Below are 12,271 nucleotides of genomic sequence, written 5' to 3' on the forward strand. Positions count from 1 at the left end.
GTCGAGATATCCATATTTCGATACCTCTATTAGATCAAAGGCCTAGCTTAAAAGCCAGGCCTTTGTCATCAATCTGAAGGAGCCTATGGCTCCTTTTTTTATGCTTAAAATGTTATACCAACCTACATAAATACTTGATCAACTACTTATCCAGATTGGTATTCTTGAAAAGCATGGTATTAACTGGCTTTAGCTCTGATATCCGATAGGGACTCGCCATTGGGTTTGTTGCGGTAGTAGTTGTTGTAGTTGATGAGATCAACCATAGTATTACCGGTGATTGTACATTGGCGTTGGTATTTGGTCTGGAAACTATCGGGGATCCGTTCACCTGATACGTCTAAGCATAGAGGGGTTTTGGCATTGACACCGCCAGAGGCCTCGCCGGGGTTGCCCCCCAATGAACCGCCACTACCAAAAGCGAGTACTGATGAAGAGAAAAAAAGCGAAGCACAAAGACAAAGGGCATATCGCATACTTACCACCGTATGAAATACTGATAGGTAAGTAAAAGCATAGCTGAGTTCTTTTGCTGAGGTGTACTGGTTCTGCAACTGGTGGGATTTGTCTGTCGGCTCATACTGTAAGTACCTGTTGGGTGGTATACTTTAAAAATATAAACACTATAAGCACATGCAGATAACTGAACAGGTGCTGGGCGCTGATGACTATGCTGAGGCTGCCCAGTTTGTTTAATCTGTTTAGTTCGGCTTGTGCGTATCAATATGGAGCTGAACGTGTCTGAATCGTCCAATACCAATCTTTCCGAAAAGCTCTTTGCCCCTAGGCAAACCTCCAAAGAAACGTCGAGTTTGGTGAAATTGGCCAATGTCGTCGATACACCAATCCACAGCGCCCTTGACGGAGATAGTGAAGTTGGCTGGTACCGTGTAATGCGGCGACCGCAATGGATCTGGCAGGGGGTTGATCCGATAGAGCTCGAAGCGATCCTTTCTAGGATGGCCAATTCCGATGCACCACGTACCCGCGATGATTTACTTGATACTGTTATCGGTTACAAGCCGGGAAACTGGGTGTATGAGTGGTGCCAATCCGGGGGGATGTACCACAAGGCTGCGCGAGATTTGCTGGCGCAGGGCGAAAAGGAAAAAGCAGCCGAACAGTTAATCACTGCCAGTATGCATTACAGCATCGGTGCCTACCCGCATCTAAAGGGGGATGATCTTTCTACCCAAGCTGAGTTGCAAGCCAACCAGGCTTATCGCGATGCAATGGAAAACATGCCACACCAAATGCGGACCATTGATGTCAAATACGAGAACAAGACATTCCAAGCTTTTATTCACTTGCCTCGTACCGACAAGCTATTGCCAACAGTGATTGTCAGTGGTGGTTTGGATACCCTGCAGTCAGATCTATTGCGTTTGTATCAAAAGTACTTCGGGCCTGCGGGCTTTGCGATGATCACCCTGGATATGCCTTCGGTCGGCCACAGTAGCCATTGGTCATTGACCGAAGATACCAGCCGACTGCATCAGGCACTGCTGCAGCAGCTTATGGATGTGCCATGGGTTGATCATACCCGTGTTGCAATGCTGGGGCTGCGCTTGGGGGGAAATGCGGCCATCCGGCTTGGTTTTCTTGAGCCGTCCAGGCTGAAAACCTGTGTTAGCATTGGCGGAATTATCCATAGCTTCTTGGCTGATCCTAAGCGTTTGGATGCTATGCCTAGAATGTACCTCGACATGATTGCATCACGATTAGGTAAAAATGGCGTTTCTAAATCGAGTCTAGTCGCCCACCTTTCAGCTTGGTCGCTGAAGAATCAGGGCTTGTTAGGGCGCCGTAAGGTTGATGTGCCGATGTTGGGTATTGGCCTTAAGGATGATCCGGTGTGTTCGGAATTCGATAACCAGCTTATTGCGATGTCGAGCAGAGGGGGGAAAGCCGTTACTATGCCAAATAAGCCGCTGCATGATGGCTACCACCGCGCAATGATCACGGTTGTTGATTGGCTGAAGGAAAAGCTCGCCTAGCACGTATCAATATCAAGAAGTCTTTATCAATATGTCTGTTTTGTAAATAAATTGTTGCCAAGCGAGCGGTTTATGGCTTAAATGGAATAGGTAAATTATTGCTAGGGATGGAGATGACTATGACGACCGAAAAGACTTTCCCGCCCCATGGGCGTTTGATGACAAAACTGACGGCTTTGGGACCCTATTTACGTCAGCCTCTGTCTTCTGAAGGGCATTTTTTCTTTGACTGCCTTTCAAGCTGTGTTAGCGCCAAAAAGGCGCCTGATGAGCGTGAATTTTGGGGCTGGTGGTTCATCATCGAGGCCAATGATGAGGGCTTTGACTATCACTATGGCTTTGGTCGTTATGACGGTGCTGGTGAATGGGTGAAAGATCCGGTTCCTGCCAAACATGAGAAAGCGGTGCAGCAAACATTAGACGATTTTTATCCGAAATTAGAAGGTTTGTTGCAAAAAGAGTTTGAACTGACCTTATCGCCCTCAAAGGTCTTAAAAGAGCCTGAACTAGGTAGTGTCGCCTAACTATCCAGCCTGATGTTAAATGAAGAAAAATGCGCCTAATTGGCGCATTTTTCTTGTGATTTAGATAGGGTATTGATACAACATCATTCTACTTATTCTTTTTGTTTTATCCCCATGGCAGAGACAAATATCCTAAATGAAAAAAACAAGGACTTGGTAACCGTAGGCTCGAAAAACGGGTCTCAAAACCAAGACGTCAGGCACAGTTCGCAGACTATCGTTGTCAAGCTGGGTACCAGCGTATTGACCGGCGGAACACTAAAGCTGGATCGTGCCCATATGGTTGAACTGGTTCGTCAGTGCGCACAATTGCGCCGTCAGGGCCACAAGATCATTATCGTGACATCTGGCGCGATTGCCGCTGGCCGAGAACATTTAGGATACCCCGAACTGCCCAAAAACATGGCGAGTAAGCAATTACTGGCAGCTGTTGGTCAAAGCCGCTTGATCCAAGAGTGGGAGAGCCTGTTCGGAATCTATGGCTTGCACGTGGGGCAGATGTTGTTAACCCGTGCGGATCTTGATGATCGCGAGCGTTACCTCAATGCCCGCGATATGATTGTTGCCCTACTGGATAACGGTATTATCCCGGTTGTGAACGAGAATGATGCCGTTGCAACCACTGAGATCAAAGTGGGTGATAACGATAATCTCTCGGCATTGGTCGGTATCTTGGCTGGGGCCGATAAGCTATTGCTGCTGACTGATCAGCCAGGGCTGTTTACTGCCGACCCTCGCAACAACCCAGACGCTGAGTTGATCCGTGAAGTTCATACTATCGATGAAACCTTGCGTAAGATCGCAGGTGGCAGTGTCGGTGGTCTGGGTACCGGTGGCATGGCAACCAAGTTGCAAGCAGCTGATGTTGCACGTCGTGCGGGTATTGAAGTGATTATCGCTGCCGGTAGCCGTCCTGATGTGGTGGCAGATTTAGCGCTAGGTACGTCTGTCGGTACCCGTTTCTTACCGTTGGAGTCACCGCTGGAAAGCCGTAAACGTTGGATTTTGGCTGGTCCTCCGCCTGCTGGAGATATCGTGATCGACCAAGGTGCAGCGGTTGCTGTGCAGCAGCGCGGAAGTAGCCTGCTGTCGAAAGGGATCACCAAGGTGAAAGGCGAGTTCGAGCGTGGAGAAGTGGCTCGGATTTTCAATACCCAAGGCGAACTGCTTGCCCGCGGGATCAGCCGATACTCTAGCGACGATCTGGCGAAAATTGCTGGTAAGCACAGTCAAGATATTTATCAGGTGTTGGGTTATGAATATGGCCCAGTTGCTGTACACCGTGACGACTTGGTAGTCATCTAACTCGTATTGAAACGTAAGGGAAAAGAACATGAATCTTGAACTGATGGGCCAAGCGGCGCAACAGGCTGCCTTCGAACTGGCAACGGCAGCAACAAAACAGAAAAACCGTGCATTGGCTGTGATTGCCGATGAGCTAGAAGCAAACCAAGACGTGATTTTGGCGGCCAACGCCAAAGATATTGCCGCTGCTAAAGAAGCTGGTATGACTGATGCGCTCGTTGATCGCCTGTTACTCAATGCCGAGCGTTTGGTCGGTATTGCCAATGATGTCCGCAACGTGATCAGCCTTAACGATCCTGTGGGTGCTGAGCTAGATAGCAAAGTACTGGAAAACGGAATGCGACTGAGCCGCCGTCGCGTACCGCTAGGTGTGGTTGGCGTGATTTATGAAGCTCGGCCGAATGTGACTATCGATATCGCTGCCTTGTGCCTGAAAACCGGTAACGCCAGTATCCTTCGTGGTGGTCGCGAGACGTTCCATTCCAATATGGAGCTGGTTAAAGTGATCCAGGTTGCTCTTGAGAAAACTGGGCTGCCAACAGCTTCGGTACAGTACATTGAAAAACCTGATCGTGAGTTGGTTTCCCAATTGCTGAAGATGGATCAGTATGTTGATATGATCATCCCGCGCGGCGGTGCAGGCCTACACAAGATGTGTAAGGAAAACAGCACTATCCCAGTGATAATTGGCGGTTTCGGTATTAGCCATGTTTACGTTGACGCCTCGGCAGATCTCTCGCGCACGCTAGATGTAGTGGAGAATGCCAAGGTACAGCGTCCGTCGGCCTGTAATGCCCTTGATACCTTACTGGTCCATGAGAAAGTCGCAGAGGCTTTCTTGCCTCGTCTGACCGAGCGCTTAAATGTAAGCAATGTTGACCTAGTGGCTGACGAGAATGCCTACGAGCTACTTGAAGGCAAAGCGGCAAGCCTACGCCGTGTAGCTACAGGTGACTACGACACCGAATGGTTGAGCTTCACGCTAGGGATCAAAGTTGTCAAAGATGTGGAAGAAGCCATCGCCCATATGCGTAAGCACAACGCCAGCCACTCCGATGCGATCATGACCAACGATCTGGTCGCGGCAGAGCGGTTCGTCAATGCAGCCGGCTCAGCGGCGGTTTACGTCAATGCTTCAACCCGCTTTACCGATGGCGCACAGTTTGGTCTCGGCGCGGAAGTTGCCGTGTCGACCCAGAAGCTGCATGCCCGTGGTCCGATGGGGCTGGAAGAGTTAACAAGCTATAAGTGGGTTGGTATCGCAGACTACCTCCCACGAGCTTAATTGATTTATCGTCGTCAGTTAATGCGATAACTGCATCGGAAGTGCTCATTTACTATCGTAAACTCCGCGCTTCCTCTTGGTTCTAGATAAACTGACATAGAACTCATTGCTACTAAGGCAGTGCAGAAATTTATATGGTGAAGTGCTTCCGTATTAATACCAATCTGGATAAGTAATTGATCTATTTATTACGTAGGAAAAATGGTTGGTATAAAGCCAAGAGTTGACTGATAGAGATATAAAAAAACGAGAGCGTGATGCTCTCGTTTTTTTATATGTGGTTTTTGAGGTTTTTTAAATCTTGGTTTTTATCGTTAGCGGTTTGTTTTTCTATTAGCTCGTCGAGCTCTTGCTCGCGCCGACTCTTATCGTACATGTATTTGACTTTGTCCTTGTAGCCAAATTTCATGTTAGCGGTGTATTTCAGCGCCGCAATGTTACCGACCACCACGCTGACGACAATGATGCTGATAACCCACGGGTTGAGTAGCCATTCCATTTACACCTCACAGATATTCTCTATGTACTTACTATAGAGACTATCAAGGTTTTCCAGTATGTGCGACTTTCCTGCAAGCTCTGATTGGCTAAGTGTGCGCTTGAGCAGATCTGGTGTGAGCTGTGAAAGTAAATATTCGCTCACGGGAAAGTAGCTAATATGCCAAGGCTCACACGCAACGCCACCGCGATCATCGGCATAGGGAAGGTAGAAGCCAAAGTTGGCCATATTGGCTGCTAGCCATTGTCTGAACTCAGCTTGGTGGCCACCTTTCGCGTACTCCCAAGGCTCGAGCTGCAGTTGTGTATCTTTGGGTAAGCAGTTTGCCGCGTACACATCGATATCGGTTCCCCAGTGGTGGCGGCTAGCGCCGGGCAGGGCTGACCAGCGCATGATGGCGTGGATTTTCTCAAGTGCATCGAGGGTAGCAGGATCAAGCGGCTGGCTATTGCTATCGAGCAGTGGCTGCTTGCCGGAAAACTTGTTGTTCCAAATCAGCAATTGGCGCTCAAAAGGCCTGAAGGCACTGGCAAGCTGAAGGTCAAAACCGTTTTGGTTGGCTGTCTCTTTTAGCGCTTGAAAGGCCGGGAGCATTTGCTGGTGGACATAAGGGTGCCCGCCAGTTGGGTTTAATGAGACCAGATGGCTGGTCTCTTGCCCGGTAAGTTGCCCGGCGGTATGCTGCCGGGCTTTGCTTGGGTGGTTAACCATTAAAGGGCTTTTTCCATCACTTTCTGGTACATATCGGTGAGTTTTTCCAGATCAGCGACCTTCACACATTCATTCACTTTGTGAATGGTGGCGTTGACGGGACCAAGCTCAATAACTTGCGCACCGGTGCGGGCGATGAAACGGCCGTCAGACGTACCGCCAGTGGTTAGTAGCTCAGGTTTTTTATGGTTCACTTCTTCTATCGCTTCGATCACAGCGTCAAGCAGGGTGCCTTCATCGGTGAGGAACGGGTGACCACTGAAGGTCCAAGCGAGCTCGTAATCTAGGCCGTGGGCATCAAGCACAGAGTGGACCTTGCGCTTAATATCATCGACAGTCAGTTCGGTACTGAACCGGAAATTGAACTGAACGTGGAACTCGCCCGGGATCACATTCGAAGCGCCGGTCCCTGCAGATAAGTTGGCGATTTGGAAGCTCGTCGGCGGGAAGTAGGCATTGCCATTGTCCCACGTTGTTGCAGCCAGCTCGGCCAGTGCAGGCATTGCACGGTGAACCGGGTTATCGGCAAGGTGTGGATAGGCAACATGGCCTTGGGTACCTTTGATATTGATATCACCAGTGATAGAACCACGACGGCCATTTTTGACCACATCACCGACTGCATGGGTGCTTGATGGCTCACCGACAATGCACATATCGATTTTTTCATTACGGGCTTCCAGCGTATCAATGACGCGGGTGGTTCCATTAATGAAAGGCCCTTCCTCGTCCGAGGTGATCAGCAAAGCGATAGAGCCTTTGTGATCAGGGTTTTCGGCCAGGAAGCGCTCGATGGCCACAATGATACAGGCCAGTGAGCCTTTCATATCGGCTGCGCCGCGGCCATGCAGGTAGCCATCGATGATGGTTGGCTCGAAAGGCGCGGTATGCCATTTATCGAGGTTACCCGCAGGCACGACATCAGTATGGCCAGCAAAGACAAACAGTGGTGCTTCGGTGCCGCGGCGGGCCCAAAGGTTGGTGGTATCTTCAAACACCATGGTTTCGATTTTAAAGCCGAGTTTTTCCAGGCGTTCAATCATAACGTCCTGGCAGCCAGCATCTTCAGGGGTCACTGACTGGCGGCTGATAAAGTCTTTCGCCAGGGCGAGAACCGGGCTATCTGACATCCTTGTATCCTTCCTTAGTTCGTTTGGAAAATTTCTTGGTACTGGGCAGGCTTGAAGCCCAAGTGGTAGCTGTTGTTGTGAACCAACAGCGGGCGTTTGATCATGGCTGGGTATTCCAGCATTAACTCAATCGCGCTTTGCTGGTTCAGGCCGGCTTTTTGCTCGTCGGTTAGCTGGCGGTAAGTGGTACCGCGCTTGTTGACCATGGCTTCCCAGCCTAGTTTTGATTCAAACTGCTCGAGCATGCCACGGTCTAGGCCGTCGACACGGTAGTCATGGAAGGCGTACTCAACATTTTCGGCTTCTAGCCACTTTTTCATTTTTTTGATGGTGTCGCAATTTTTGATGCCGTAAGCAATTGTACTCATAGTTATTCTGGCTGACTTGTTTTGTGAACTTGGTCTCTCTTTATAGCGGGATTAGGCGGGGGGTGCAATGGCTTCAGCCGCCGTAGCTGATAGCCAGTTTTATCAGCCACATATTGGCCAAGATCCCAAGGACAAAAACGATAGTACGCCATGGGCTGAGTTTGAAAGCATAACAAATAAAATAGAGCACCCGGCTGATGATAAATAAGTAGGCGGGCAGGGCCGATTCATGGGCTGGTACACCTGAGAGCTGGGCAATAAAAACACAGCTCGAGAAGACCGATAGGATTTCCCAGCCATTAGCCTGGGCTGCTTTTACTCTGGCAGCCGCTCCGGTGAGTTCGCGGTCTTGGATGCGTGGCTGGTTGATATTGAGTTTACCGGTCTGGCGGACCGTCAACCAGCCACCAATACCCGCCAGTAAATAGTTAATCAGTATCATGACGATAATGCACCAGAAGGCTGGGGTCATAGTTGCTCCTTTGTAGGCGGGTGTAGGGGCGATTGGCGAAAGTATAGAAGACAAGATGAAGTATGGATAATGATAAGTGTGAGAATGCATACCTGGCCATGACAAAAAAGTGCTTGCCAAGTTGTGATACAGCGCTGAATAGAGTACTTTTGTGTGATATTTCAAGTTGTTGTTTAAACATGTATTTTTTGTTTCCGGAATGACAAGGTCTTGAATATTGAGACCTAGATCACCGAAAATAACGACCAATACAGGGAAATCCTCCCTCATATTGATCAAACTCAACACCCTTTGGGCAGAAGTCGGAATAATGAAAACCTTAAATTATGGAGGTCTCAATGGAATTGAATCCGGTTTTTGCCCGTCGTCTTTATCTTGCTTTGCTTGTTGAGCAGCTAGATCGTCCCAATGTTCCTAAGCTGATTGAAATTACCGGTTGGCCACGTCGTACCATTCAGGATGTACTTAAAGCCTTACCAGGGTTTGGCATTGAATTGGCTTTTGTCCAAGATGGCAAGCGCCATAACGATGGCTACTATCAGCTCAGTGATTGGGGGCCGTTTGATGTTAGCTGGGTTGAATCGAAAGAAAGGGATATTATCTCTTCAGTATCGTGTTAATAAAAAAACCGCATTCGTGCGGTTTTTTTATTACTTAGTGCTTTCACAATAATAAGCGTTACCAATCAAGTTCACTGAACTCGAGAAGCCCGGAGGGCTGTATAGCGAGACTTGGTTGGCACCCAAAGTGTAGGGGCAGGGTCCCGCTTTGCCCATTATTGCCCCTGAGATTCCAGGTAAAGCACCGTGGCGGCTGTTCTTGATTTCACTTGGAGTTTTTTCAACAAACTCTTCATGTGCACCTTAACGGTTGCTTCTGAGATGAAGAGGTTATCGGCTATTTGTTTGTTGCGATATCCTCTTGCCACCTCTTTTAGGATCTGCATTTCCCGATCAGTCAGGGTATCAAGCAGGGAATCTTGTTCGGTGTTGTCAGCTAGGTACTCGCGGACCAAATCACTGAAGGCTTGACCACCGCACATTGCCTGTTTCAGTAAGGCAATCAGTTGATCGGGTTCGGTATCTTTCAGAAGATAGCCGTCGGCACCGGCATTGACCAATGCTTTAACATCTGAGCGGCTGTCAGACACCGTCAGCACGACAATGCGTGCTTGGATCCCTTCTGCACGCATGGCATTGAGGGTATCGAGGCCGGACATACCCTTCATGTTCAGGTCAAGCAGGATAAGATCGGGATCTTTTTCCTGAGCAAGTAACACCGCATCTGCACCGTTGCTCGCTTCACCAACTATCTCGAAGTCATTTTCAAAGCTAAGAAGCTGGCTGATCCCCCTGCGCATTAAGGGGTGATCATCAACAATCATAATTTTCCAACACGTCATAATTTTATCCTTGGGGCTCAGGTTGAAATTGAAGGGTGACTTCGCAACCAGTCCCCTTGGTTGTATTGATTTCCAGTGTACCGTATAGGCGTGAAGCACGTTCGGTCATAATTGCTAGGCCGTAATGATTGAGCTTTTCATTAGCCGGGTCAAAGCCTATTCCATCATCACTGATATTAATCGTTACGGTATCCAACTCTTGTTGGCAGGTAACAATGATTTCGTCAGCCTGTGCATGCTTAATCGCATTAAGTACAGCCTCCCTGATTAACTGCAACAGGTGTACTTGGTGGTGGGCATCCAAACTGAGTGATGAGAGTTGGTTATCAATAATCAGTAACGCATTACTTTGCTCTTCCAATGGTTTTAGCATTTCTACCAATGCTTCACCAAAATTCGCTTCTTTGATTGTGAGGCGAAAGGTGCTTAGTAATTCTCGAAGCTGGGTGTAAGCGCCTGAAAGGCCTTGATCTATATCACTGATGATCGCCATGGTCTGTTGCTGATCACCTTGCCCAAGTTGCCTTTTTAGTAGGGTGACTTGGATTTTAAGGTAAGACAGTGATTGTGCCAAAGAATCATGCAACTCACGGGCAATCGTAGCACGCTCTTCCATCAATAATAACTGCTCAGATTGCTTTTGCGCCCGGTTATAGTAGATCCCACGGGCTAGCGTACGGGACAGGTTGTCAATCAAGTTTTTATCAGGGCAAGGCAGGGTGTCTTGCCACCACAACTGGCCGAGTACTTGGCCGTCTAGCTCAAGATCATGGTAATGCCAGTTATTGCCAGACGGCTCGCCTGCAATAATTTCGGTGTTGTTACCACTGCTTTCTTCGATGATCAACTTGGCGGCGGTTAGCCCTTCAATATCAAGCAGGGTATCGAGCATGACCGCAAAGTTTTTTGTGCTGAGGCGGCTTCGGGATAATTCCTGCGAGCAGTCATACAGGACCTGAAGCGAATCATTGGCTTGGCGCAGGCGGCGGGTTTTTTCATCGACTTTCATCTCAAGGTTGCGATATAGCTTGCCGAGCTCTGCCGCCATGGTGGTGAAGGTACCGGCTAAGATCCCCAGCTCATTATCACTTTTGACATCGAGGATGAGTTCGAATTTCCCTTCCTGTATTTGTTCGCTGGCAGTGACCATTTGATTGAGAGGGGTCACGATCTTGCGCTGGGTGTAATGAATGGTGAACAGAGCCGCAATCAGAATCAAACTCAAGCCAAGTCCCCCCACGACCGACAGCACCTGCAACTTGATGATAGAGAATTCTTGTAACTCATAGACAAATTGATCGATCCGGTCGACAAAATTGACAACTTCGCTGAGAAATAGTTGTTCATTGCCATTGTGTAGCAAGGGGTGCAGATCTTCCCAACGGCCAATTAAATTGTAGTAGTGCATCTTGATATTGGTCGGTACCGTCCAATGTTCGAGTGCAGCCATGGATGGCGAGAACAAGGACTTCTCGAACATATCTAAATGGGCTTCTAGGTGGTGAGATTGGGTCTGGATATCATAGGCTAACCGGTAGCTTTGCATCCTTAATGAACCAGAGACATTAACCGCTTCAGCATCATTTAAGCTAGACGCTAGGGTCAGCAGGGCAAAACTGGTTGTGACCACAGAAAGAAGCAAGATTGCTAGCATGGTTCTAGCTATCGTAGTAGTGACGGGCTTTAGAGGCCTATTTTTCACAAATTTTCCTTTTAAATCGTTATCTTAAAGATAAAGAGAAAGCGTTTTTACTTTTTATTTCTGGTCTATGTTTAATGGATGAGCGGGTGATTTTAATGTTATCGGGGTAAATATTAGCTGCCCAAAAGAAAAATTGGCTTTTCTATATTGAGAGGGCACGCATTTGAATTTATTGATCCAAGACAAATTTAGCCCCTAATTAGCCCTTACTAGGTATTTAAGCATTTATTACGGGATTTACACTTGTCGTGTAAAAAAATGACAGCTTGTGATTATTTGTTGTAAATCATTCAAGCTGTTTATTGGTACACCTTGCTTTTATAGCCAAGCTGCTGCCCGTAATCACTATTTTTATTAATAATATTTTACGAAGGACTGAGTCAATGTTTGATCGTTCCCGTCGTCGGTTAATGACACGGCGTCGCAAGCCTGACCTGCAGCGAATGCCCTGGGTGGTGGATGAAGAGACGTTCACCGATACCTGTACCCGGTGCAACAAGTGTATCAACGCGTGTGAAACACAGATTATTGCCAAAGGCGACGGTGGTTTTCCTGCTGTCGACTTTCAGCGTGGTGAATGCACATTCTGTTACCGCTGTGCCGAGGCTTGTCCCGAGCCCTTATTCCAGCCGAAATCAGAGCAGCCATGGCCTTTGGTGGCGCAAGTTAATGAGGGTTGCCTTGCCCACCGGAATATTGAGTGCCGAAGCTGCGGCGATGCGTGTGAGGTAATGGCTATCCGGTTTCGGTTGCAAGTGGGCGGTGTCGCTCGGCCAGAACTGGATACGTCAGCCTGTACAGGATGTGGCGCATGTGTGTCGGTATGTCCGGCATCGGCGATCATCATGGTGAATCACAAAAACGAAGAGAATTAAC

General features: G+C 48.3%; 14 protein-coding genes. 6 read left to right on the plus strand and 8 right to left on the minus strand.

Annotated elements, in window-relative coordinates; translation table 11 throughout:
• Window positions 1-179: 179 nt before the first annotated feature.
• Window positions 180-476 carry a hypothetical protein gene (locus ACVA53_RS21470; protein ID WP_255040704.1) on the minus strand — a complete coding sequence of 99 codons (297 nt, stop codon included), beginning with the start codon at window positions 474-476 and terminating at the stop codon, window positions 180-182.
• A 261-nt stretch (window positions 477-737) separates the two neighbouring features.
• Here ACVA53_RS21470 and frsA point away from each other — a divergent pair, with 261 nt between their 5' ends.
• The 4 genes from frsA to ACVA53_RS21490 all read left to right on the plus strand — a co-directional run bounded on the left by frsA (window position 738) and on the right by ACVA53_RS21490 (window position 5,111).
• Window positions 738-1,997, plus strand: a complete 1,260-nt coding sequence (frsA, locus tag ACVA53_RS21475) for an esterase FrsA (protein ID WP_255040705.1) — start codon at window positions 738-740, stop codon at window positions 1,995-1,997.
• A 119-nt stretch (window positions 1,998-2,116) separates the two neighbouring features.
• Complete coding sequence (gene crl, locus ACVA53_RS21480; RefSeq protein ID WP_255040706.1) at window positions 2,117-2,521, plus strand: sigma factor-binding protein Crl; 405 nt, start codon at window positions 2,117-2,119, stop codon at window positions 2,519-2,521.
• A gap of 114 nt (window positions 2,522-2,635) precedes the next feature.
• Entirely contained in the window at window positions 2,636-3,826 is a 1,191-nt protein-coding gene (proB, locus tag ACVA53_RS21485) for a glutamate 5-kinase (protein ID WP_255040707.1), read from the plus strand.
• A 28-nt stretch (window positions 3,827-3,854) separates the two neighbouring features.
• Complete coding sequence (locus ACVA53_RS21490; RefSeq protein WP_255040708.1) at window positions 3,855-5,111, plus strand: glutamate-5-semialdehyde dehydrogenase; 1,257 nt, start codon at window positions 3,855-3,857, stop codon at window positions 5,109-5,111.
• Between the two features lie 271 nt (window positions 5,112-5,382).
• Here ACVA53_RS21490 and ACVA53_RS21495 read toward each other — a convergent pair whose 3' ends face one another.
• The 5 genes from ACVA53_RS21495 to ACVA53_RS21515 all read right to left on the minus strand — a co-directional run bounded on the left by ACVA53_RS21495 (window position 5,383) and on the right by ACVA53_RS21515 (window position 8,291).
• Window positions 5,383-5,610, minus strand: a complete 228-nt coding sequence (locus ACVA53_RS21495) for a DUF2897 family protein (protein WP_255040709.1) — start codon at window positions 5,608-5,610, stop codon at window positions 5,383-5,385.
• On the minus strand, window positions 5,611-6,321 hold the full coding sequence (locus ACVA53_RS21500) for a M15 family metallopeptidase (RefSeq protein WP_446506208.1): 711 nt from the start codon (window positions 6,319-6,321) through the stop codon (window positions 5,611-5,613). It lies immediately after the preceding gene.
• The gene (gene dapE, locus ACVA53_RS21505) at window positions 6,321-7,451 is read right to left on the minus strand and encodes a succinyl-diaminopimelate desuccinylase (RefSeq protein ID WP_446506209.1); all 1,131 of its coding nucleotides are present in this window, start codon (window positions 7,449-7,451) and stop codon (window positions 6,321-6,323) included. Before dapE ends, ACVA53_RS21500 begins: the two co-directional genes overlap by 1 nt.
• A 14-nt stretch (window positions 7,452-7,465) precedes the next feature.
• Window positions 7,466-7,819, minus strand: coding sequence for an ArsC family reductase (locus tag ACVA53_RS21510; RefSeq protein WP_446506210.1), 354 nt, complete (start codon window positions 7,817-7,819; stop codon window positions 7,466-7,468).
• 73 nt (window positions 7,820-7,892) lie between these two features.
• A complete protein-coding gene (locus tag ACVA53_RS21515) occupies window positions 7,893-8,291 on the minus strand; it encodes an MAPEG family protein (protein ID WP_255040713.1) in 399 nt (132 codons plus the stop codon).
• A 338-nt stretch (window positions 8,292-8,629) separates the two neighbouring features.
• Between ACVA53_RS21515 and ACVA53_RS21520 the strand changes: the two genes are divergently transcribed.
• Window positions 8,630-8,911, plus strand: a complete 282-nt coding sequence (locus ACVA53_RS21520; protein ID WP_107350603.1) for a winged helix-turn-helix domain-containing protein — start codon at window positions 8,630-8,632, stop codon at window positions 8,909-8,911.
• Window positions 8,912-9,066: 155 nt separating this feature from the next.
• On the opposite strand, the gene ACVA53_RS21525 is transcribed toward ACVA53_RS21520, so the two are convergent.
• Together ACVA53_RS21525 and narQ are read right to left on the minus strand one after the other, a co-directional pair.
• On the minus strand, window positions 9,067-9,693 hold the full coding sequence (locus tag ACVA53_RS21525; protein WP_446506211.1) for a response regulator: 627 nt from the start codon (window positions 9,691-9,693) through the stop codon (window positions 9,067-9,069).
• A gap of 4 nt (window positions 9,694-9,697) precedes the next feature.
• The gene (gene narQ, locus ACVA53_RS21530) at window positions 9,698-11,395 is read right to left on the minus strand and encodes a nitrate/nitrite two-component system sensor histidine kinase NarQ (protein WP_446506212.1); all 1,698 of its coding nucleotides are present in this window, start codon (window positions 11,393-11,395) and stop codon (window positions 9,698-9,700) included.
• 383 nt (window positions 11,396-11,778) lie between these two features.
• Between narQ and napF the strand changes: the two genes are divergently transcribed.
• Entirely contained in the window at window positions 11,779-12,270 is a 492-nt protein-coding gene (napF, locus tag ACVA53_RS21535) for a ferredoxin-type protein NapF (protein WP_255040716.1), read from the plus strand.
• Window position 12,271: the final 1 nt, after the last annotated feature.

Source organism: Photobacterium sp. DNB23_23_1 (assembly GCF_052873815.1).

What these genes read in the sequence shown, in the direction of transcription:
- crl (WP_255040706.1), top strand. Translation starts at nt 2,117, where the DNA reads ATGACGACCGAAAAGACTTTCCCGCCCCATGGGCGTTTGATGACAAAA.
- ACVA53_RS21495 (WP_255040709.1), bottom strand. Translation starts at nt 5,610, where the DNA reads ATGGAATGGCTACTCAACCCGTGGGTTATCAGCATCATTGTCGTCAGC.
- ACVA53_RS21515 (WP_255040713.1), bottom strand. Translation starts at nt 8,291, where the DNA reads ATGACCCCAGCCTTCTGGTGCATTATCGTCATGATACTGATTAACTAT.
- proB (WP_255040707.1), top strand. Translation starts at nt 2,636, where the DNA reads ATGGCAGAGACAAATATCCTAAATGAAAAAAACAAGGACTTGGTAACC.
- ACVA53_RS21510 (WP_446506210.1), bottom strand. Translation starts at nt 7,819, where the DNA reads ATGAGTACAATTGCTTACGGCATCAAAAATTGCGACACCATCAAAAAA.
- ACVA53_RS21520 (WP_107350603.1), top strand. Translation starts at nt 8,630, where the DNA reads ATGGAATTGAATCCGGTTTTTGCCCGTCGTCTTTATCTTGCTTTGCTT.
- ACVA53_RS21490 (WP_255040708.1), top strand. Translation starts at nt 3,855, where the DNA reads ATGAATCTTGAACTGATGGGCCAAGCGGCGCAACAGGCTGCCTTCGAA.
- ACVA53_RS21525 (WP_446506211.1), bottom strand. Translation starts at nt 9,693, where the DNA reads ATGACGTGTTGGAAAATTATGATTGTTGATGATCACCCCTTAATGCGC.
- ACVA53_RS21470 (WP_255040704.1), bottom strand. Translation starts at nt 476, where the DNA reads ATGCGATATGCCCTTTGTCTTTGTGCTTCGCTTTTTTTCTCTTCATCA.
- dapE (WP_446506209.1), bottom strand. Translation starts at nt 7,451, where the DNA reads ATGTCAGATAGCCCGGTTCTCGCCCTGGCGAAAGACTTTATCAGCCGC.
- napF (WP_255040716.1), top strand. Translation starts at nt 11,779, where the DNA reads ATGTTTGATCGTTCCCGTCGTCGGTTAATGACACGGCGTCGCAAGCCT.
- ACVA53_RS21500 (WP_446506208.1), bottom strand. Translation starts at nt 6,321, where the DNA reads ATGGTTAACCACCCAAGCAAAGCCCGGCAGCATACCGCCGGGCAACTT.